The sequence below is a fragment of the Lysinibacillus sp. FSL K6-0057 genome, from assembly GCF_038630885.1.
Classification (GTDB): Bacteria; Bacillota; Bacilli; order Bacillales_A; family Planococcaceae; genus Lysinibacillus; species Lysinibacillus fusiformis_F.
Map to the genome: position 1 here is coordinate 1,047,154 of NZ_CP152047.1, position 22,998 is coordinate 1,070,151.

The 22,998-nt window shown below is 38.6% G+C and carries 21 protein-coding genes and 1 other annotated feature; of the genes, 20 read left to right on the forward strand and 1 reads right to left on the reverse strand.

The window, feature by feature from the left end:
* Positions 1-10: 10 nt before the first annotated feature.
* The 9 genes from sigE to ileS all read left to right on the forward strand — a co-directional run bounded on the left by sigE (position 11) and on the right by ileS (position 8,394).
* Positions 11-718 carry an RNA polymerase sporulation sigma factor SigE gene (gene sigE / locus MHB40_RS04875; RefSeq protein ID WP_009373518.1) on the forward strand — a complete coding sequence of 236 codons (708 nt, stop codon included), beginning with the start codon at positions 11-13 and terminating at the stop codon, positions 716-718.
* A 114-nt stretch (positions 719-832) separates the two neighbouring features.
* Positions 833-1,606 carry an RNA polymerase sporulation sigma factor SigG gene (gene sigG / locus MHB40_RS04880; RefSeq protein WP_004227313.1) on the forward strand — a complete coding sequence of 258 codons (774 nt, stop codon included), beginning with the start codon at positions 833-835 and terminating at the stop codon, positions 1,604-1,606.
* Between the two features lie 128 nt (positions 1,607-1,734).
* Positions 1,735-1,977 carry a YlmC/YmxH family sporulation protein gene (locus MHB40_RS04885; RefSeq protein ID WP_225340754.1) on the forward strand — a complete coding sequence of 81 codons (243 nt, stop codon included), beginning with the start codon at positions 1,735-1,737 and terminating at the stop codon, positions 1,975-1,977.
* Positions 1,978-2,096: 119 nt separating this feature from the next.
* A complete protein-coding gene (locus tag MHB40_RS04890) occupies positions 2,097-2,801 on the forward strand; it encodes a YggS family pyridoxal phosphate-dependent enzyme (protein ID WP_342442654.1) in 705 nt (234 codons plus the stop codon).
* Positions 2,785-3,282 (forward strand): cell division protein SepF, encoded by a 498-nt coding sequence (locus MHB40_RS04895; RefSeq protein ID WP_205441846.1) that lies wholly within the window; start codon positions 2,785-2,787, stop codon positions 3,280-3,282. Before MHB40_RS04890 ends, MHB40_RS04895 begins: the two co-directional genes overlap by 17 nt.
* 20 nt (positions 3,283-3,302) lie before the next feature.
* Positions 3,303-3,584, forward strand: a complete 282-nt coding sequence (locus MHB40_RS04900) for a YggT family protein (protein WP_205441848.1) — start codon at positions 3,303-3,305, stop codon at positions 3,582-3,584.
* A 199-nt stretch (positions 3,585-3,783) separates the two neighbouring features.
* A complete protein-coding gene (locus MHB40_RS04905; protein WP_342442655.1) occupies positions 3,784-4,572 on the forward strand; it encodes an RNA-binding protein in 789 nt (262 codons plus the stop codon).
* 95 nt (positions 4,573-4,667) lie between these two features.
* Complete coding sequence (locus MHB40_RS04910; RefSeq protein ID WP_131521621.1) at positions 4,668-5,192, forward strand: DivIVA domain-containing protein; 525 nt, start codon at positions 4,668-4,670, stop codon at positions 5,190-5,192.
* 96 nt (positions 5,193-5,288) lie between these two features.
* Positions 5,289-5,513 (forward strand) — a binding site (T-box leader).
* A 112-nt stretch (positions 5,514-5,625) separates the two neighbouring features.
* A complete protein-coding gene (gene ileS / locus MHB40_RS04915; RefSeq protein WP_342442656.1) occupies positions 5,626-8,394 on the forward strand; it encodes an isoleucine--tRNA ligase in 2,769 nt (922 codons plus the stop codon).
* A 102-nt stretch (positions 8,395-8,496) separates the two neighbouring features.
* Here the strand turns inward: ileS and MHB40_RS04920 are convergent, their stop codons facing one another.
* A complete protein-coding gene (locus MHB40_RS04920) occupies positions 8,497-9,702 on the reverse strand; it encodes an AraC family transcriptional regulator (protein WP_342442657.1) in 1,206 nt (401 codons plus the stop codon).
* 202 nt (positions 9,703-9,904) lie between these two features.
* Here MHB40_RS04920 and MHB40_RS04925 point away from each other — a divergent pair, with 202 nt between their 5' ends.
* From MHB40_RS04925 to carB, 11 genes are all read left to right on the forward strand, one after another.
* Entirely contained in the window at positions 9,905-10,240 is a 336-nt protein-coding gene (locus MHB40_RS04925; protein ID WP_205441863.1) for a hypothetical protein, read from the forward strand.
* Between the two features lie 24 nt (positions 10,241-10,264).
* Positions 10,265-11,833 carry a cation acetate symporter gene (locus tag MHB40_RS04930; protein ID WP_205441865.1) on the forward strand — a complete coding sequence of 523 codons (1,569 nt, stop codon included), beginning with the start codon at positions 10,265-10,267 and terminating at the stop codon, positions 11,831-11,833.
* 166 nt (positions 11,834-11,999) lie between these two features.
* Positions 12,000-12,479, forward strand: a complete 480-nt coding sequence (lspA, locus tag MHB40_RS04935; protein ID WP_004227346.1) for a signal peptidase II — start codon at positions 12,000-12,002, stop codon at positions 12,477-12,479.
* Positions 12,476-13,387, forward strand: coding sequence for an RluA family pseudouridine synthase (locus tag MHB40_RS04940; RefSeq protein WP_205441867.1), 912 nt, complete (start codon positions 12,476-12,478; stop codon positions 13,385-13,387). The genes lspA and MHB40_RS04940 overlap by 4 nt, the downstream gene beginning before the upstream one ends.
* A gap of 240 nt (positions 13,388-13,627) precedes the next feature.
* On the forward strand, positions 13,628-14,176 hold the full coding sequence (gene pyrR, locus MHB40_RS04945) for a bifunctional pyr operon transcriptional regulator/uracil phosphoribosyltransferase PyrR (protein ID WP_205441869.1): 549 nt from the start codon (positions 13,628-13,630) through the stop codon (positions 14,174-14,176).
* A gap of 14 nt (positions 14,177-14,190) precedes the next feature.
* Positions 14,191-15,501 carry a solute carrier family 23 protein gene (locus MHB40_RS04950; RefSeq protein ID WP_205441871.1) on the forward strand — a complete coding sequence of 437 codons (1,311 nt, stop codon included), beginning with the start codon at positions 14,191-14,193 and terminating at the stop codon, positions 15,499-15,501.
* A gap of 263 nt (positions 15,502-15,764) precedes the next feature.
* Positions 15,765-16,238: an IS200/IS605 family transposase gene (tnpA, locus tag MHB40_RS04955; RefSeq protein WP_036129052.1), complete on the forward strand. Its 474-nt coding sequence runs from the start codon at positions 15,765-15,767 to the stop codon at positions 16,236-16,238.
* 312 nt (positions 16,239-16,550) lie between these two features.
* Positions 16,551-17,429 carry an aspartate carbamoyltransferase catalytic subunit gene (locus MHB40_RS04960; RefSeq protein ID WP_205441873.1) on the forward strand — a complete coding sequence of 293 codons (879 nt, stop codon included), beginning with the start codon at positions 16,551-16,553 and terminating at the stop codon, positions 17,427-17,429.
* A 1-nt stretch (position 17,430) separates the two neighbouring features.
* Positions 17,431-18,708 (forward strand): dihydroorotase, encoded by a 1,278-nt coding sequence (locus MHB40_RS04965; protein ID WP_342534061.1) that lies wholly within the window; start codon positions 17,431-17,433, stop codon positions 18,706-18,708.
* Positions 18,708-19,808, forward strand: coding sequence for a glutamine-hydrolyzing carbamoyl-phosphate synthase small subunit (gene carA / locus MHB40_RS04970; RefSeq protein WP_205441877.1), 1,101 nt, complete (start codon positions 18,708-18,710; stop codon positions 19,806-19,808). The genes MHB40_RS04965 and carA overlap by 1 nt, the downstream gene beginning before the upstream one ends.
* Complete coding sequence (carB, locus tag MHB40_RS04975) at positions 19,801-22,998, forward strand: carbamoyl-phosphate synthase large subunit (protein ID WP_342534062.1); 3,198 nt, start codon at positions 19,801-19,803, stop codon at positions 22,996-22,998. Before carA ends, carB begins: the two co-directional genes overlap by 8 nt.

The following is a 22,998-nucleotide window of genomic DNA, read 5'->3' on the forward strand; positions in this document are numbered from 1 at the left end:
GGGAGAACTATTGCTTCTTAGGCTACTTGCTAGCTTGAAAAAATTATGGAGTAAGTTTCGGAGTCGTGAAACGTACTATATAGGGGGAAATGATTCATTGCCAGTGCCATTAAGTCGAGAAGAAGAAGTTACAGTCATTGCATCCTTTATGAACGGTGATTTACGAGCTAGAGACACACTAATTGAACGTAATTTACGTCTTGTTGTTTATATTGCTAGACGTTTTGATAATACGGGAACGCCAATTGAAGATTTAATTAGCATTGGCTCCATTGGCTTAATAAAGGCGATTGAGACGTTCAATACGGATAAAAATATTAAGCTAGCAACATACGCATCACGCTGCATTGAAAATGAAATTTTAATGCATTTACGAAAAACAAGTCGTATGAAGGGTGAAGTTTCCTTAGATGAGCCACTAAACTCTGATGCGGATGGAAATGAATTATTACTGTCAGATATTTTAGGAACAGAAGAGCATATTATTCTAGACAATGTGGAGAAGAAAATTGAACGTCAGCACATGTTTCATGCTATTAATTTACTAGGTGCGCGTGAACGATATATTATGGAATGTCGCTTTGGTCTCAATGGAAAAGTTGAAATGACACAAAAAGAAGTGGCAGATCATTTAGGCATATCGCAATCATATATTTCCCGTTTAGAAAAGAAAATTATTCAAGATTTACGTGAAAATTTAAATCAGCCAATTTCGTAGAAAGGGAAATTTAACCTACCTAAAATTGGTCGCAGCTTTTTTGCATATTCTTGTTTCTCTCGGACAAACTGATGTCACGGTTTAGTCAGAGAATAACATCCGGAGGAATCGAATATGCGAACAAAAGTAGATCTTTGCGGCTTAGATACATCGACTTTGCCAATTCTAAAGCACGAGGAAATGAAGGAACTCTTCATCCGGTTACAAGCTGGAGAAACTGAGATTAGAGAAGAGCTTGTCATGTGCAATTTAAGGTTAGTGCTTAGTATTGTCGGGAGATTTGCCTATAGAGGTGAACAGGCAGATGATTTATTTCAAGTGGGCTGTATTGGCCTCATGAAAGCCATTGATCATTTTGATTTAAAGCATAATGTACGATTTTCGACATATGCTGTACCAATGATTATTGGTGAAATTCGTCGCCATCTGCGTGATCATCATGCATTGCGTGTATCTCGCTCTCTAAGAGATATAGCTTATAAGGCAATGCAGGCAAAAGAGCAATGGATAACCGATAATTTGCGTGAACCAACGATTGAAGAAATTGCTGAGATGATTGACATGAAAAAGGAAGATGTTTTATTTGCTTTAGATGCCATTCAAGATCCAGTTTCATTACAAGAGCCCATTTATTCAGATGGCGGAGATGCTGTTTATATGATGGACCAATTACGAGATGATGATGTATCTGAGGATCAATGGGTTGCCTATGTGTCGGTAAAGGAAAGCTTGCAAAAGCTAGATGAACGTCAGCAAATGATCGTTGCCAAACGATTTTATTATGGAGAGACCCAAACTGAAATTGCCAAAGAACTTGGGATTTCTCAAGCACAAATTTCACGTCTTGAAAAAAATGCAATTGAAACAATGCAAAAAGATTACAAATAAAAAAATGCGCATCGTATTATTCGGTGCGCATTTTATCTTCATTCAATCAACAAGTGATACATAAATATATAGTAACAGCAAAGTTTGATGGTAGAAATGAATGTACGAAAGTAAACAATAGAGGAGGTATGTCATTGCGTTTTTCGATGTTACAACAAAAAGAAGTCATTGAAGCAGGAAATGGACGATTTATAGGCTTTGTGATAGATGCCGAAGTATCAAAAGAAACGGGCTATGTGACAGCATTTTTAATTGCAGAGCCTCGCAAATATCTTGGTTTTTTTAAAGGCGAAGAGTCTGTGAGAAAAGTCTATATGAAGGATGTGCTTGTCGTTGGCAAGGATGTCATTTTAGTCAAAGCACTTTCCTAAAACATATGGTCAATAAAATTGTGAGGATTGTAAGCTGACATAGGTCAGGCTATTCATTGATAAATCAAGCATTGCTTGTTACAATAAAAGAAACTATTGTTGTAAAGTTGGGAAAAACAGTGACAAAAATCTTAACAAATTTAAACAAACTAAATGATTTAATAACAGCAGCAGAAAAAAAAGGGAATCGTGAGGGCGATAAAGTCCAAATAATTGCGGTGACGAAGGAAGTTTCTGTTGAAAGAACGCAAGAAGCAATTGAAGCAGGACTCACTCATTTAGGTGAAAATAGACCAGAAGGTTTACATCGTAAAATTACTGAGATTCATGCTGATGTACACTGGCATTATATTGGGTCGCTTCAAACACGTAAAGTAAAACAAGTGATTAACAGCATTGATTATTTACACTCCTTAGATCGTTTGAGTTTGGCAGAAGAAATTGAAAAAAGAGCAGATCAACCTGTTAAATGTTTTGTACAAGTAAATGTTTCTGGCGAAGATTCAAAACATGGTTTAACTATCGAAGAAGTTTTGCCTTTTGTAGAAGCCTTAAAAGGTTTTACAAAGATTCAAGTTGTAGGTTTAATGACAATGGCACCAAACACCGAAAACGAAGCAATCATTCGCTCTGTTTTCAAGCAATTAAAACAATGTCAACAGCAAATAGCCGAGCAAGGATTCGCACACGCACCTTGTACCGAGTTATCAATGGGCATGTCTAATGACTTTGAAATTGCGGTAGAGGAAGGGGCTACTTTTGTTCGAGTCGGAACGGCTCTTGTTGGAAATGAAAGAGGGGAACAGGATGAGCATGAAAAATAAGATTAAAAACTTCTTTTACCTTGAAGAAGAATTAGAAGAAGAAATCACGCAAGCTCCTATTCAGCAACAACAACCCATACAACAACAGCAACCGATTCATTCAGTAAAGCCTAAAAAAATGATGAAAGAACGTAAAGCACCTATTCATGAAATTGTGCCACAAAGTTCAGCAACTCCTAATAACATTGTCAGTTTGCAGGCAGCTATGAGTTCTAAGGGAGCAAAAGTTGTTTTAATAGAACCCAGAGTTTATGCAGAAGCACAGGATATCGCAGAGCATTTAAAAAATAAGCGTGCAACAATCGTTAATTTACAACGTATTGAACGAGAACAAGGTAAACGCATTATTGATTTTTTAAGTGGCACAGTCTATGCTCTTGCTGGTGATATTCAACGTATCGGTAAGGATATTTTCCTGTGTACGCCAGATAATGTAGAAGTGACTGGTGAAATTACAAACTTTATTTTAGACGATAATTAATAGCGAGGATTGTAGTTTATATGACTTTTCTTTTAATACTTAGTTATGTATCATTAGCATTTAAGATTTATTCATTTATGCTAATTGCATATATCTTAATGTCTTGGGTGCCTGCCGCTCAAAATTCAGCCATTGGTCGAATGCTTGAAAAAGTATGTGAGCCATATTTAGGGATTTTTAGGAAGTTTATTCCGCCGCTTGGTATGATTGATATTTCTCCAATTGTGGCCATCTTTATGCTGAATTTTATAGAAAGAGGGCTTTATATAGTCATTCAGAAAATATATTTTATGTTCGCTTAGAAGTAAATCCTCACGTTTTAGTGGGGATTTTTTATTTATTTTGATGCAACACGAAGTATCAAGTAAAAAAGAATTACTCCGCTACTAAAGCGACTAATAAAAAATTTTTAAAACAATGATGTCCAAACGTCATTAATTGGGAATACTAAGTTTCCAACTAACAAAGCAAAACGGAACTAGTGAAAGAGGAGACAACAAGATGGAACACTTAATCCAGCATTTTCGAAAAGAAGAACAACCCTTTATTGAACAGGTAATAAGTTGGCAACGTGAGGTGGAAGATCGTTATGCGCCTAAGCTGACAGATTTTCTTGATCCAAGACAACGTTTTATTGTGACCTCTATTATCGGGCAGGATGATACGCTGAAAACGGCATGCACAGGTTTATTTGATGGAGCAGAAAGGCAGCGTATGCTCATTTTTCCTACTTACTATGAAGCGACAGAAGAAGACTTTCAGTTGGTGGCATTTACGATTCAATATCCTGTGAAATTTGTTCAATTACGACATCCTGATGTTTTAGGTGCATTGCTATCATTAGGTTTAAACCGTGGTAAATTTGGTGATATTCGAGTTAATGATTACCAGGTGCAATTCATTGTAGCTCAGGAGGTAGCAGAATATGTTCGTTTACATTTAACGGGTATTGGTAAAGTAAAGGTGCATATTGAGTCTTTAAAAGAAGCGGATTCCCTTATTGTAAATGAGGAAGAATGGTTGGAGGAATCTCATACGGTATCTTCGATGCGTTTAGATGTAATTATTGCGACTGTCTTAAATGTATCACGCCAAAAAGCTCAAGCTTTCATTACTGGGAAAAAAGTACGTGTTAATTGGACAGAACGAGACACAGTTGCTTTTGAATTACAAGAGGGAGATATTTTATCGATACGAGGAAGTGGTCGTGTGAAAATTATTATGACTGAAGGCCGAACAAAAAAAGATAAAATCCGTCTACAAGTCGGTCGATTGGCCCAAAAAAGCTGAAAGTGAAGTAAATTTCATTAATTTTTACTGCTAAGTTGTCGGAACAATTGTATAATAGGAATTACGAATGTACATGTAAAGGAGAGAAGGATTGTATGCCATTATCACCTATTGATATACATAATAAGGAGTTTACAAAAGCCTTCAGAGGCTATGCTGAAGATGAAGTAAATGAATTTTTAGATCAGATTATTAAAGACTATGAAATTCTGCTTCGTGAAAAAAAAGAAGTTGATAAACAATTAGAGATGGCCTTAGAACAAGCGAGACATTTTAACTCCTTAGAAGAAACTTTGCAGAAGTCTATTGTCGTTGCACAAGAAGCGGCTGATGAAGTGCGAAGAAACTCTCAAAAAGAGGCGAAGCTCATTGTAAAAGAAGCTGAAAAAAATGCTGATCGAATTGTCAATGAAGCTTTGACGAAGGCTCGTAAGGTGACGATTGAAATTGATGAGCTTAAAAAGCAATCTAAGGTATTCCGTAATCGTTTCAAGATGCTTGTAGAAGCACAGCTTGATTTACTTAATGCAGATGACTGGGATCATTTGCTGCAATATGATATTGATTTAACAGAAATTCAAGCATCTGTTGAGGAAGCACAGGATTCTGAAGATATTTAACTTTTCTTTTTAATTGTTGCAATTGACAAATGAAACTTGACGCGATTGTTTGAATTTCATATACTTTGTAATAGTAATTATTTTGAACAGATATGCATAAAAGCAGAGACGAAGACAGTATTTGTTAGGCGTTGTTAAGCGATTTGGGGACAGTGAGAGCCCAAACATACAACTAGCATTGAACATCACTTCTGAGCTAAATAACTGAAAAAAGTAGGTTATTTCGTGATGCACGACGTTAAATGTGCTTTTAAGAGGTAGTGCAATTTTTTTGTGCTACAAGTAGGGTGGTACCGCGAGTAGAAGCTTCTCGTCCCTTAGTGGGATTGAGGGCTTTTTTTGTTTGTTCCCGAATCGTTTTAGATAAGTTTGCCAATAACTGTCGTATGAGAAGAATGTCTACCTGTTTATGTAAAATAAAGGAGGAATTTTAATGGTTGAATACAAAGATACTTTATTAATGCCAAAAACAGATTTCCCAATGCGTGGAAACTTACCGGCAAATGAGCCAAAAATGCAAGAAAAATGGAATGCTATGGATATTAACAAATTACAAATGGAGCGTACGGAAGATCGCCCAGAATTTGTTCTACATGATGGCCCTCCATATGCCAATGGTGATATCCACATCGGCCATGCTTTAAATAAAGTATTGAAGGATATGATTACACGTCATCGTTCTATGACTGGCTACCATGTAAATTATATTCCAGGTTGGGATACACATGGTTTACCAATTGAGCAAGCATTGACGAACAAAGGTGTAAAGCGTAAAGAAATGTCAGTAGCAGCATTCCGCCAACTTTGTGAAGAGTATGCGTATGAGCAAATTGACAATCAACGTACACAATTCCGTCGATTAGGCATTCGTGGGGATTGGGAAAATCCTTATATTACGTTGAAGCCTGAGTTTGAAGCACGTCAAATTGAAGTATTTGGTAAAATGGCCGAAAAAGGTTATATCTATAAAGGATTAAAACCAGTTTATTGGTCACCATCTTCTGAATCTGCTCTAGCGGAAGCTGAAATTGAATATAAGGATATCAAATCACCGTCCATTTATGTAAGCTTTGCTATTAAGGATGCAAAAGGTGTTGTACCAGCAGACGCAAAATTTATTATTTGGACAACAACACCTTGGACATTACCAGCAAACTTAGGGATTTCTTTGAATCCTGAATTTGTCTATGTCGTAGTAGCGGTGGCTAATAAAAAATTCATCATCGCCAAAGAATTATTAGAGTCAGTGGCAAATACGCTTGGATGGGAAGACTATGAGGTTGTACAGGAAGTAAAAGGTGAGGCACTAGATCGTATTGTAGCACAGCATCCATTCTATGATCGTGAATCTCTTATTATGGTAGGCGAACACGTAACAGCTGAAGCGGGTACTGGTTGTGTTCATACAGCACCAGGACACGGGGAAGACGATTATCATATTGGTAAACAGTATGGTTTAGGTATTCTTAGCCCTCTTGATAATAGTGGATGTTATACAGATGAGGCACCAGGCTTTGAAGGCGTGTTTTATAATGATGCGAATAAACTAGTAACAGAAAAACTAAAAGAAGTAGAAGCGTTAGAAAAGCTTGATTTCTTTACGCACTCATACCCACATGACTGGCGTACGAAAAAGCCTGTTATTTATCGTGCGACACCTCAATGGTTTGCATCCGTTGAAGCATTCCGTGGAGAGTTATTAGAGGCTGTAAAAGCAACAGCATTTACACCAGCTTGGGGAGAAACGCGTCTTTATAATATGATTCGTGATCGTGGAGACTGGGTAATTTCACGTCAACGTGCTTGGGGTGTGCCGATTCCGATTTTCTATGCTGAAAATGGTGAACCAATTATTACACCTGAAACAATTAGTCATGTCTCAGCATTATTCCGTGAGCATGGATCAAATATTTGGTTCCAAAAAACAGCAAAAGAATTATTGCCAGAAGGCTTTACACATCCAGGAAGCCCGAACGGTGAATTCACAAAAGAAAATGATATTATGGACGTATGGTTCGATTCAGGTTCATCACACCAAGGTGTACTGGTAGAACGTGGCATGAAATATCCAGCTGATCTCTATTTAGAAGGCTCTGACCAACACCGTGGTTGGTTTAATTCATCTCTTATTACATCTGTAGCGATTAACGGCTATGCACCATATAAAGGACTTTTAACACATGGTTTCGTTCTTGATGGTGAAGGACGTAAAATGAGTAAATCTTTAGGGAATGTAATTATCCCACAAAAAGTAATGGATCAGTATGGCGCAGACATTCTTCGTTTATGGGTTGCTTCTGTTGACTATACAGCAGATGTGCGCATTTCTATGGATATGTTAAAGCAAGTATCTGAAGTGTATCGTAAAATTCGTAATACATTCCGTTTCTTACATGGTAATATTGCTGATTTCGATCCTAAGAAAGATCGTGTAGCTTATGCAGAGCTTCGTGAAATGGATCAATATGTGTATATGCGCTTACAAGATGTCTTAAAAACTGTACGTGCTGCATATGATCGCTATGATTTTGCTGCTGTCTATCATGTAGTCAATAATTTTGTTGCTGTAGAGTTATCTTCATTCTATCTGGATATTGCAAAAGACGTTGTCTATATTGAGGGTCATGACAATAAAGATCGTCGTGCGATGCAAACAGTTATTTATGATACATTAATGACATTGGTTAAAATCATGACACCAGTTATCCCACATACAACAGATGAAATGTGGTCTTACCTAAATGCTCAAGGTATTGTAGAAGAGGCTTCTGTTCAATTAACGGACTTCCCAGAGGTAGATGTTCAAGCGAATTTTGACAGCCTACGCACAAAATGGGAAAAAATTATTGATGTACGCGATGATATTTTAAAAGCATTAGAGGAAGCACGTAATGCGAAAACAATTGGTAAATCACTTGAAGCAAAAGTGACTGTCTATGCAAAAGAGGACATTGTCGCATTATTGAACGATGCCAACATTGACTTTGCACAACTTTCCATCGTTTCAGCTTTCGAGGTAGCTGCCATAGAAGAAGCGCCTGCTGAAGCTTTAGCACTTGAGCATGTTTCCATTGTTGTTGAGAAGGCGACAGGTGAGAAATGTGAGCGTTGCTGGTCAATTTCTGAAACAGTTGGTGCAAATGAGGCACAACCTACAGTATGCGCTCGCTGTGCAGAAGTTGTAGAAAAATATTACGTGTAATGCTATGAAAAATAAGAATCTGCATTCTCATGTAGATGATAAGCAAGTCTCCTTGATGGGGGCTTGCTTTTTTTCATGAGGTTTTTGCAGATTCTTTCTAGATTATTTAAATAAAATTTCTGTCGTATTGCGGTAGTCTGTTGGAGAGATTCCTACATATTTTTTAAAGGTTAAACTATAGTAATTTGGTGTATTAAAGCCACAGGTGGAGGAGATTTTTTCTACGGTGTAGTCGTACTTGCGTAAAAAAGGTAAGGTTTTGATAATGCGCGTATAAGCAACATAGTCAACGAAATTGCGACCCGTTTCTTTTTTAAATAGTCTACTAAAATGAGTTGGGCTAAAGCTAATATATTTTGCAACATCACGTATGGTCAGCTGTTCGTCATAATGTTCTTCAATATACTGAATAGCTTTTTGAAGCTGCTCATGCTTTGTTAAATCTTCGTAATACCTGATGTGAATGTTATGGATAGGTGGTTTTCTACGTGCTTTTCTAGCCTGACTATAGGATTCCTTCACATGCATAGCATCCTGAAATACACCACCAATCCCCATAAATAGATGAATAGAGTGGTCCTTTTTTAGTGTCTCGATCACCTCTAATAGACAGGCTTCACCCTCTGCCCAATGTTTAAAAGAGTTGTACTTAGACGGAATTCGCATAAGAAGTAGTAAATAGCGTTCAAAATGTAAAAAGGATAATGGGGCCTTGTCAGCAAAGTATTGGCGAAAAACGGTTGTAATACTACTACTCGCATCATGTGGGATAGCTCTCTTATCGTCTCCATCAATATAGCCCTGAATTAAAAATACAATATTAGGAATACAGCTTGTCGATAAAAATGATGCGGATTGTATAATTTCTTGTTCATCGTCAATTTCTCCACGGATCAGACGTTTTAAAAATGCTTCTCTGAACGGAGAGGTATGTTGTTGGGATACTTGTTGTGATAGCTCAAGCATTGTGAGTGTACTTGCTTTTTTTTCCTGATAGGATGTGTACAGTTTTTTTACGATTCGTAAAAATTTTGATTTTTGTAATGGTTTTATGAGAAGTGCAGGTAAAACTAATTCAATTGCTATACCAGTCGAGTAGGTGAGGTGTTCTGTAACAAACGGGACAATTATACTATTAGGATAGTTTCTTTTTAAGCGATTAATTTTTACCCAATCAAATAACCGGTTTACTTCATAGACAATAATGACCTCATCTTCTGGCTTAGGCATTTTACATTCCTCTAAAGCGTTTGGTAAAACCTCTTTTAACCATTCACTCATTTGCTGCTTGTCAAATGAGCTTTCCATATACCATACCACCTTTAAAATGCTACCAGCCTCCTACGAATAAAAAGATAAAAATATTTTAACTTAAAATAGCAATTATTTGTACTAATACAGCAAAATTTTATATCTATATTGAAGTTGAAATAGAATAGAATAATTGTAGTGAATAATAATTTGAAATTTCAGATAATTATTTACTGATACGAAAAGGGGGAGTTGGCTTATGGCGGAAGTAGGCAGTCATGATTATGACTATGTAGAAGCAGGAACAGTTGATGTGAAAGATCTACCACCTTTAGATGCAACAACAAACAAAATTATGAAAGATGAATTTAAAACAGGTTTAGGTTTATCGATATTTTACTTTATTGTGATTTTTAGTATCCCTATTATGAATTGGTTTGCGCCAGCATTTGCATTCAAGAGGATCTGGGGTGGTATGACAGTCACATGGTTTGTGACAACAATTGTGATGATGGCTATGGCATTTATTATTGCATATGTTCACACTGCTATGTACGAGAAACGACTAAAAAAATACGATATAGCAAATAAGTAGTTGGAATAAAGGGGGAAATGTTGAATGATGGAAGCTCTATTAGAACCAAAGATGTTAATGACCATTGCTTTGATGGGAACGATTGTATACATTACGTATTTAACAAAAAGAAATGCAACCGCATCGGATTTCTTTGTAGGTGGCCGAAGCTTCGGATGGTTTACAAATGGTTCTGCCATTGGTGGGGATTACTTAAGTGCAGCAACATTCCTGGGCATCGCAGGTTTAACATTTCAACTTGGATATGATGGTGCTTATTATGCTTTTTGCTTCTCCATTGGGTTAACATTATTAGCGATTTTTGTGGCGGGTCCTTTAAGACGTTTTGGTGCATTTACCGTTGCAGATTTTTTAGGCTATCGTTTTCACAGTAAACGAGCACGGCTTGTAGCGGTGGCGGTGGTTTTAGCTATTTCCGGCTTTTATGCAGCTCCCCAATTATTAGGTGCTGCACAAATTTTAAGTATGTTTTTTGGTACTTCTTATGAATTTGGCATTATTTTTACTTGTGTTGTTATGATTTTTTATGTAGGAATTGGTGGTATGAAAGGGACAACCATCAACCAAGCATTAGAGTTATGGATTCGTCTTGGTGCGTTTATCGTGATGTTAATTGCAGCGGTTTATGGTGGTTTACATTACGATAAAATTTTAGCAGCCATCCATTCATTTAGTGGTCCAATCACAGGCACTTCACCGTATGCCTTAGATGGCAATGATATAAACTTTGATGGTGCTGCTTGGACAGGCACGGGCTTCTATTTCCCAACATTCTGGCAAACAATTAGTATGACAATTGGGTTAGCGCTAGGAACAATTGGACTTCCTCATATCTTATTACGATTTTATACAAATCCGAGTGCTAAAGCAGCCCGTAAATCTGCACTCATGGCCATTGGGATTGCAAGTGCGTTCTTCCTATTAGCTGTTTATTTAGGTGTTGTAGGTCGATCTATTTTCATTTCTGGAACAGCTAGTGAGGAAGTTATGCGCGATTTAGTGCTAGGTGGAAATAATATGGTGATTCCTACTACAGCCCTTGCACTAGGTGGCAAATGGCTACTTGGATTAGTCATAGCAGGAGCATTTGCAGCTATTTTCTCCAATCTTTCAGGACTGTTTATTACAAGCTCAGGCGCACTAGCTCATGATTTATATGCCAACATCATGAAAAAGGATATTACACAAAAACAACGTGTTATTGCAGGGAAAGTGGCCATTGTATTATTAGGTATTTTATATGGAGCATTGGGATTACTTGTAAAGGATGCATCCATTGGTCATTTAGTGGCGCTCGCCTTTACTGTGGCAGCAAGTACATTCACACCAATATTTATATTAGGTATTTGGTGGAGAGGCATGACAGAAAAGGGGGCTATTGCAGGATTACTAATTGGACTTGGCGTATCTATGTGGATGATCTTTTTACCAGGAACGTTACCAAGCTTCTTACAGTTTAAAATTCCAGGTATTGTGACGGTGCCTGTTGGCTTCTTATCTGTTATTATCGTGTCATTACTAGATCGTAAAGTTCCTGCTGATGTCAATGACTTCATGAAGCGAGTGCATTCAAAGGAATCTGAAACCGTATAACCCAATAACTTATAGCTATTTCTATTGCTTAAACGTAATAGGAATAGCTTTTTTATATTCCCGCAAAGAGATTGGGTATCCGCCATATTTTGATATGATATTAGTTATTGTGAATGGTGCTGTTATGGTAGAATAGGTAAGATGTTGAGTGAACGGAGGAATGTCTGTGTATAAATATTATGGATTAGCTGCTTTTGTCGTTTTATTGGATCAATGGACAAAATGGCTAATTGTGAAAAATATGGAATATGCTGAACGCATTGCTGTATGGGACCCATGGTTTGGTATCTTGTCTCATCGAAATAGAGGGGCAGCATGGGGAATGCTAGAGGGGCAAATGTGGTTGTTTAGTATTGTGACAGTTGCTGTTATCTGTGCGATTGTCTATTTCTATCATAAAGAAGCAAAAGGAAAGCCTGTTTTTCAAGTGGGCTTAATGCTCTTGCTTGGTGGTGCAGTAGGAAACTTTATTGACCGTCTATTTAGAGGAGAAGTGGTCGATTTTGTAGATGTTTTAATTCCAATTATTAATTATGATTTCCCTATTTTTAATGTCGCAGATGCTGCATTAACAATAGCAGTTGTCGTGCTGATGATTGGCTTAATTATGGAAGATAAAAAAGAGAAGAAACAGGTGAAACAATGACGCAAGTAACATATACAATCGAAGAACAGCAGCAAGGAGAGCGTATTGATAAGGCACTTTCAAGCTTACAATCAGAGTGGTCCCGCACGCAAGTTGGGAACTGGATTAGTGAGGGAGTCATCAAAGTAAATGGTGATGCTGTGAAAGCAAAATATAAGGTTAAAGCTGGTGACGTCATTGCTATCGATGTACCGGAAGTTGAAGAATTGGATGTAGTCGCAGAAAACCTAGATTTAGATATCGTGTATGAGGATGCAGATGTCCTTGTTGTGAATAAACCTAAGGGTATGGTGGTACATCCAGCACCGGGCCATATGGGAGGTACACTGGTAAATGGATTAATGTATCATTGTCAAGATTTATCAGGGATTAATGGTGTGCTACGACCTGGTATCGTTCATCGTATCGATAAAGATACATCAGGCTTATTAATGGTTGCTAAAAACGATACGGCCCATGAATCATTAGTCAATCAGTTAGTTAATAAAACGGTTACTCGTAAATATATTGCCCTTGTCCACGGGCATATTGCACATGATAAGGGAACAATTGATGCGCCAATTGGACGTGATCAAAAAGATCGACAAAAACAGGCAGTCGTTGATAAGGGTAAACATGCTGTTACACACTTCCAAGTGATTGAACGTTTTGGTGACTATACGCTTGTGGAATGTCGTTTAGAAACAGGACGTACACACCAAATTCGTGTGCATATGAATTATATTGGTTTCCCACTTGTTGGAGATCCAAAATATGGTCCGAAAAAAACAATCGACTTTGGTGGACAAGTTTTACATGCAGCGACTTTAGGATTCGATCATCCTTCATCTGGAGAATATTTGGAGTTTGAAACACCACTTCCTGCTGATTATGAACAATTATTAAATGATTTAAGAAATAGGCATTGACGTATACGAAAAGAAAGTCTATACTAACGACAGTGAATGAACAACATAACTAAATATTCACCTTTAATAGCAGTCCAGAGAGGCTGAGAAGGGACATGTGATAGTGTTGTGAAAATTTGTGCTGCAAATTTTTCCAACATGCTTTTTCGACACGTATACAACCCTCTCAGGCTATTCGCCTCGAGAGGTTTTTTTATGGACACATGGCCGACAATAGATTGAAGAGAGGAGGATACGAATATGGCACAAAATGAATTATTAGATGGCCCATCAATGACACGAGCATTAACACGTATTGCCCATGAAATTATAGAACGTAATAAAGGAATCGATGAATGTATTTTAGTTGGCATTAAAACACGAGGTGCCTTTCTAGCCAGACGTTTGGCACAGCGAATTGAAAAAATTGAAGGTAAACCGATTCGTACAGGGGAACTTGATATTACACTTTACCGAGATGATTTAACAACAAAACATGAAAATGAACAAGCACATGTAGAACAAGTTGATATCGAGTATCAAGTGAAAAATCAAAAGATCATCTTAGTGGATGATGTACTTTATACAGGACGAACAGTACGTGCAGCTCTAGATGCAGTGATGGATCTAGGAAGACCAGGACAAATTCAACTAGCCGTTCTAGTGGATAGAGGACATCGAGAGTTACCAATTAGAGCAGACTATGTAGGGAAAAACGTTCCAACTTCTGGATCTGAGCGCATCGTAGTTAATTTACAAGAAGTAGACGGAGAAGATTGCGTCATTATTTACAAAGAAGACGAACAATAAAGTGAGGAAACAGTATGTCAAATGCAGTTTTAGATATTAAGGATAAACCGACCCCGCTTCAGCTAGTGACATTAAGTTTCCAGCATATGTTTGCGATGTTTGGATCAACGATTTTAGTGCCGCAGTTAGTAGGCCTTAGCCCAGCGATTGCCCTTTTAACGAGCGGAATTGCTACATTATTCTTCCTACTAATTACGAAATTTCAGGTACCAGCTTATTTAGGATCCTCCTTTGCCTTTATTGCACCAATCTTACTTGCTGCTGGTGGACTAAATGAAAACGGCTCAAGTGTAAACCCAGGCAATGCCATGATTGGTGCAATGGCAGTCGGCATTACGTACGGAATTGTATCCTTAATCATTTGGAAAAGTGGTTATAAGTGGATTATGAAAATTTTGCCGCCAATCGTGGTAGGACCAGTAATCATGGTTATTGGACTTGGACTATCAGGTACGGCTGTGAATATGGCGATGAACGTCAATGGGGAGTATAGCTTTTTACACTTCTCGGCGGCTTTAGTTACAGTCTTTACAGCTATCATCTTTACGATTTTCTTTAAAGGAATTTTAAGTACTATGCCAATCTTGATTGGCTTAATTGTAGGGTATATTTACTCCATGATGATTGACATAGTAGACTATACACCGATTGCCAAAGCAAAATTCTTCGCCATGCCTGATTTCTTAATACCAGGTGTGCATTATGAATTTGAAATAACAACAAAAATCCTTCTTATCATGGTACCAATCGTGATCGTAACAATTTCTGAACATATTGGTCATCAACTGGTATTAGGAAAAGTAGTAAATCGAGATTATATTAAAGAACCAGGTTTACACCGTTCCCTACTAGGTGATGGGCTCGGAACATTTGTCAGTGCTTTAATCGGCGGTCCTCCGAAAACAACGTACGGTGAAAATATTGGTGTACTAGCCATTACTCGAGTATACAGTATCTACGTTATTGCAGGTGCAGCAGTGGTTGCCATCTTACTATCATTCTTCGGGAAAGCAATGGCAGTAATCGCAACGATTCCAACCGCAGTACTAGGTGGAGTTTCCATCCTACTCTTCGGAATTATCGCAGCAAGTGGCTTACGTATGCTAGTAGATAATCATATTGATTTTGGTAACAGTCGTAACCTAGTGATTGCTTCAGTGATTTTAGTCATTGGCATTGGCGGTGCCAAATTTGTTATCTCAGAATCATTGAGTGTTGAAGGAATGGCATTAGCAGCGATTATCGGTGTGCTATTAAATGCGATTCTGCCAGGTAAAAAAGAAGCTGATGTACCCGTACCATACAATCAAAATAAAGATTCATAGAAGTACCTTTTAATGAATTGTCCAGAGAGGCAAAAAAAGGGAAGTTGTGGACAGGCTGAAGTAGGATGTATGTCTTGCTGTAGTTTGTCACGCCTCCTCATGCCTCGTTGATGACATCAACGGGGCCTTTTTTGTGTGCTTTGAAAACCCCCTGCTATGCAGGGGGTTCCGGAAAGCTTTTAGCTATGGACAATAAAAAAACTCCAAACGTACAATAAAGTCAGGTCTAGTCAACCGACTTCGTACGAAAGGAGCCACCATAAATGGATAATAAAAGTTTAGCACATACAACGTGGAATTGTAAGTATCATATCGTCTTTGCGCCAAAGTATAGAAGGCAGATTATTTATGGTCAAATTAAAGCAGATGTTGGAAGAATATTGCGCCAATTATGTGAAAGAAAAGATGTAGAAATCATAGAGGCAACAGCCTGTCCTGACCATATTCATATGTTGGTAAGTATTCCTCCGAAATTGAGTGTATCTGCGTTCATGGGTTATTTAAAAGGGAAGAGTAGTCTAATGATTTTCGACCGACATGCAAATTTAAAGTATAAATACGGTAATCGTCAATTCTGGTGTCGAGGATACTATGTGGATACAGTCGGCCGAAATAAGAAAAAGATACAGGAGTATATAAAAAATCAATTACAAGAAGATATCCTGCAAGATCAAATGACGATGAAAGAATTCATTGACCCATTCACAGGAGAAGAAATCAAGAGAAAGAAAAAATAAGTAAGCCGCTTTAGCGGTTTGTGTGAAAACGGAGTGCGGTTGACGGACCATTCAGAATGTCTTTAGACATGGGCCAGTACCCCAGCGTTTCACGCGCAGAGCAAACCACCAGTTATACTGGTGGTTCTGATTATCTTCAATCATCACCTTAAGAAAGAGGATGATTGAAGATAATGCCTACGGCGGTTGTCACGGATTTTGAATTGTGCAAGCCCAATTCAAAATCCGGACGCAATTACGCCAAGGCGAAATTGACTTAAAGAACGTCATACATAAGACGTTCACGACTCACAACCTAATGGAGGTCACATGATGAAGAACTTATTATCGATGGAACATTTAACAACAGAAGAGATTAACCAAATCCTAGATCTTGCGCAAGCATTTGAAAATGGTGAAACATCATCGTTATCTCGCACACACAAAGTGGCCAATTTATTCTTTGAACCAAGTACTCGTACAAAAACAAGCTTTGAAATGGCAGAATACAAAATTGGCTGTCATGTTATCCCTTTCGATGCAGGGTTTTCGAGTGTTACGAAAGGGGAAACGATGTACGATACTGTCAAAACGTTAGAAATGATTGGTTTAGATGCAGTCATCATTCGAGCGTCAGAAGATGAGTATTACAATGAGCTACTGGACGGTATTAATGTAGCCGTTATTAATGCAGGGGACGGTGCTGGGCAACACCCTTCACAATCCTTATTGGATCTTTATACCATCAAAAAAGAGTTTGGCTATTTTGAAGGGTTAAATGTCACAATTGCTGGAGATATTTCTCATAGTCGAGTAGCGAAATCAAATGCAACAGCATTACAAAATTTAGGGGCAAATGTTCATTTCCTTTGTCCAGAAGAATGGTCTGGCGGTTTTGAAGCGCATCATTCATGGGAAAATTTAATCGAAATAAGTGATGTCATTATGTTACTTCGTGTGCAACATGAACGTCATAAAGTGAATAAAAGCTTCTCGAAAGAGGGTTACCATCAGGAGTTTGGTTTAACGATTGAACGAGAAAAGCAAATGAAAGAATCAGCCATTATCATGCATCCAGCACCCGTAAATCGTGATGTCGAGATTGCTTCTGAGTTAGTAGAGTGTGATCGCTCTCGAATTTTTGAACAGGTGCGGAATGGTGTCTACACACGGATGGCTATTATGGAAACCATTTTAAAGGGGAGAGAATAACATGACAAAGGTACTTCAAAATGTACAAATGCTAAATGAACAAGGTGAACTGGAGACAGTCAATATTGCAATGGCAGACGGAAAGATTACGGCAATTGGTCAGGATGTGACTGTAGCAGGTGCAGAGTTGATTGAAGGAAATGGTTTGATTGTGGCACCAGGCTTTATCGATGTTCATACACATTTACGAGAGCCAGGATTTGAGCATAAGGAAACCATTGCAACAGGTTCGGCATCAGCAGCAAAAGGTGGCTTTACAACAATTTGTGCAATGCCTAATACAAAGCCAGTACCTGATTCGGTTGAAAACATGCAGCTCATCAATGGGCTCATTGAGGACAGCTCTGTTATTCGAGTACTCCCATATGGTTCCCTAACAAAGGATATATCGGGTGAGGTTCGAACAGATATCGAAGAATTAAAAGCACATGGAGCAGTAGCATTTTCAGATGATGGTGTTGGCATTCAGCTGGCCTCTACGATGTATGAGCAAATGAAAGATGCTGCCAAGCACGATATGGTCGTTGTGGCACATTGTGAGGACAACTCTTTAATCTATGATGGCGTGATGCATGAAGGAAAGCGTAATAAAGAGCTTGGCCTTCCAGGAATACCTTCCATTTGTGAATCCGTACAAATTGCACGGGATGTACTACTTGCAGAAGCAGCTGGCGCTCGTTACCATGTTTGTCACGTATCGACGAAGGAATCTGTGCGTGCGGTAAGGGATGCAAAGGCAGCAGGAATTCGTGTCACAGCAGAGGTTTGTCCACATCACTTATTACTAGAAGAAATGGATATTCCATCTGATGATGCTAATTGGAAAATGAATCCACCATTACGTGGAGCTGATGATAAAGATTCTCTACATGCAGCACTACTTGATGGCACAATCGACTGCATCGCAACAGATCATGCGCCACATACTGTAGAAGAAAAATGCTGCGGAATGGTTGGCGCACCATTTGGAATTGTAGGTTTCGAAACAGCTTTCCCACTACTTTATACACAATTTGTAGAAACAGGAAAGTGGACGTTAAAACAATTAATTGATTGGATGACAGTGAGAGCAGCTGAGATTTTTGATCTGCCATATGGCACATTAGAAGTAGGCGCTTCAGCTGATATGATTTTAATTGATATTCAAAAAGAACAAACGATTGATGCAGAAGGCTTTGTATCAAAAGGTCGTAATACACCATTCAACGGCTGGGTGGCAAAGGGTTGGCCAGTACTAACGATTTTTGAAGGCAATATCGTATATCAGGAGGCAGAGTAATGAAAAAACGTTTACTAGTTTTAGAAGATGGCACAGTATTTACAGGTACAGCATTTGGTAGCGAGCGCGCTTCACAAGGTGAGGTTGTATTCACAACAGGGATGACAGGTTATCAGGAAACGATTTCAGATCCTTCATTCTATGGACAAATTGTCACATTAACTTATCCTTTAGTTGGTAATTACGGAATTAACCGTGATGACTTTGAATCGATTACACCAGCCATTCGTGGATTCGTTGTACGTGAACTGGCTAAAAACCCTTCAAATTTCCGCTGTGATTTAACATTAGCTGACTATTTGACATCAAAGGATATCCCAGGAATTGAGGGGATTGATACACGAAAATTAACACGTATTATTCGCAGTAAAGGATCAGTAAAAGCGATATTGACAGCTGCTGATGAAGAAGTAAATGTGGATGAAATTGTGGCACAATTACAAGCGACGCCAGCCATTACGCACCATGTTCGTGAAGTATCACCAAAAGCTGCCTATCCATCTCCAGGGCGTGGTAAACGAGTTGTCTTAATTGATTATGGAATGAAGCATGGTATTCTACGTGAATTAAACAAACGTGATTGTGATGTGCTAGTAGTTCCTTACAATACGCCAGCTGAGGAAATTTTAGCTTGGCATCCAGATGGCATCATGCTATCGAATGGACCAGGAAATCCTGAAGATGTTCAAGAAGGCATTGAAACGGTACGTAACTTAATTGGAAAAGTGCCAATGTTCGGTATCTGTTTAGGTCACCAAATCTTTTCTTTAGCGAGTGGAGCGAAAGCCTTTAAATTACCATTTGGACACCGTGGTGGTAACCATCCAGTAAAAGATTTACGCACAGGTCGTACAGATTTAACATCACAAAACCATGGCTATGCCATCGACATCGAATCCTTAAAAGATACTGATTTAGAATTAACACATATCGCGTTAAATGACGGAACATGTGAAGGTGTGCGTCATAAGAAATATCCAATTTTCACAGTGCAATATCATCCAGAAGCATCACCAGGACCAGAAGATTCAAACCACTTATTTGATGAATTCATCGAAATGATGGAAGTAGAAGCAGGGAAGGGGAAACAACATGCCTAAACGTATAGATATTGAAACTATTTTAGTAATCGGCTCAGGCCCAATTGTTATCGGACAAGCAGCAGAATTTGACTATGCAGGAACACAAGCTTGTCTTTCATTAAAAGAAGAGGGCTACCGCGTTATTTTAATCAACTCAAACCCTGCTACAATCATGACGGATACAGAAATTGCTGACAAAGTCTATATTGAGCCAATTACTCTTGATTTTGTATCTCGTATATTACGTAAAGAACGCCCAGACGCGATCTTACCAACACTTGGTGGTCAAACGGGTCTAAATATGGCAATCGAATTAGACAAATCAGGTATTCTAGATGAGCTTGGGATTGAAATTCTTGGTACAAAATTAGATGCAATCCATAAAGCGGAGGACCGTGATTTATTCCGTAATTTAATGTATGAGCTAGGAGCTCCAGTTCCTGAGTCTGATATTATTCATAACTTAGATGAAGCGAAAAGATTTGTGGCGAAAATTGGATACCCTGTCATTGTTCGACCTGCCTTTACACTTGGCGGTACAGGGGGCGGTATTTGCTACAACGATCAAGACTTAGAAGAGATTGTGACATCTGGTTTAAAATATTCACCTGTGACGCAATGTCTATTAGAAAAATCGATCGCTGGCTATAAAGAGATTGAATACGAAGTAATGCGTGATGCGGTTGACAATGCGATTGTCGTATGTAACATGGAAAACGTTGACCCAGTAGGGATTCATACTGGTGACTCAATCGTTGTAGCACCAACGCAAACACTGTCGGATCGAGAAAACCAAATGCTACGTAATATATCATTAGATATTATTCGTGCATTGAAAATTGAAGGTGGCTGTAACGTACAGCTAGCACTTGATCCATATAGCTTTAATTACTATGTGATCGAAGTAAATCCACGTGTCTCTCGTTCGTCTGCATTAGCATCAAAAGCAACAGGCTATCCAATTGCTAAGCTAGCAGCTAAAATTGCAGTAGGCTTAACATTAGATGAAATTAAAAACCCTGTAACAGGATCAACATATGCTTGCTTTGAGCCTGCACTGGACTATATCGTAGCTAAAATTCCTCGCTGGCCATTCGATAAATTCGAATCTGCTAAACGTAATCTTGGTACGCAAATGAAAGCTACTGGTGAGGTAATGGCGTTAGGTCGTACTTTTGAGGAAGCTATGCTAAAAGCGGTTCGTTCTCTTGAGACAGGTCAAGTACACTTAGAGTTAAAACATGCTGAGGAAAATTCAGATTCTTGGATTGAAAAACGTATCCGCAAAGCTGGGGATGAGCGTCTATTCTTCATCGGTGAAGCTTTACGCCGAGGTGTAACAATTGAGCAAATTCATGAATGGTCAGCAATTGATCTATTCTTCTTAAATAAATTTAAAAATATCGTGGATATGGAACAAACGCTTGCTGATAATAAGAATGACAAAGAAGTACTACGAACAGCTAAACGTTTAGGCTTTGCAGATAAGAAAATTGCTGAGCTTTGGGAAACGACAGCAGAAGATCTTTACGCTTATCGTAAAGAGCATGGCATTATTCCAGTCTATAAAATGGTCGATACATGTGCAGCAGAATTTGAATCAGAAACACCATATTTCTATGGGACATATGAAGATGAAAATGAATCGATTAAGTCAGAAAAACCTTCTGTTGTGGTACTTGGTTCAGGTCCAATCCGAATCGGCCAAGGGGTAGAATTCGACTATGCCACTGTACACTCAGTATGGGCGATTCAAGAAGCGGGCTATGAAGCCATCATTATCAACTCAAATCCAGAAACAGTGTCAACAGACTTCTCGATTTCTGATAAATTATACTTCGAGCCATTAACAATTGAGGATGTAATGCATATTATCGACTTAGAACAACCAATTGGAGTTGTTGTTCAATTTGGTGGTCAAACGGCTATCAACCTTGCTGATAAATTAGCTGCAAATGGCGTAAAAATCCTAGGCACATCTTTAGAGGATATTGACCGTGCAGAAAATCGAGATAAATTTGAGCAGGCTCTACGTGAATTAGATATTCCACAACCTCAGGGAGAAACAGCAGTTTCTACAGAGGAAGCCCTTGTCATTGGTGAGCGTCTAGGCTTCCCAGTACTTGTTCGCCCTTCTTATGTACTTGGTGGACGTGCAATGGAAATTGTTTATAACCAAGAAGAATTACAGCACTATATGGAAAACGCGGTAGAGGCATCTCCAGATCATCCAGTATTAGTAGACCGTTACTTAACAGGACAGGAAATTGAAGTAGATGCTATCTGTGACGGTGAAAATGTGTTAATTCCAGGAATTATGGAGCATATCGAGCGTGCAGGAGTTCACTCTGGTGACTCGATCTCTGTTTACCCACCGCAAAAATTAACACAAGCACAAAAAGATACATTAGTTGACTATACAACTCGTCTTGCGAAGGGACTAGGCATCATCGGCTTAATGAATATCCAATATGTGATTTCACAAAACGAAGTATTTGTCATCGAGGTGAATCCACGTTCATCACGTACAGTACCGTTCCTAAGTAAAATTACAAATATCCCAATGGCTAATATTGCAACAAAAGCAATCCTAGGCAAATCCATTGTAGAGCAAGGCTATCCAACAGGCTTAGCAGCTGAGCAAAAAGGCGTATTTGTTAAAGTACCAGTGTTCTCATTCGCTAAATTACGTCGTGTAGACATTACATTAGGACCTGAAATGAAATCTACTGGTGAGGTAATGGGGAAAGATGCAACATTAGAAAAAGCTCTTTATAAAGGCTTAGTTGCAGCAGGTATGGAAATTCGAACTGAAGGTACAGTATTATTCACTGTATCTGATAAAGATAAAGAAGAAGCAATCGCATTAGCAAAACGTTTCTCAACAGTAGGGTATCGCATTGTAGCTACTGAAGGTACAGCAAAAGCATTTGAAGCAGCAGGCGTACGCACAGATGTTGTCGGCAAGATTGGCGCGAAAGGACAAACATTGATTGACCTTATCCAAAATGGGGAAGCTCAGCTTGTTGTCAACACATTAACAAAAGGGAAGCAACCAGCTCGTGACGGCTTCCGAATTCGTCGTGAATCTGTAGAAAACGGCGTACCTTGTCTAACATCTTTAGATACGGCAGAAGCAATGGTACGTGTCATCGAATCCATGACATTTACAGCAGAAGAAATGCCAAAAGCGGAGGTAGTACACTAA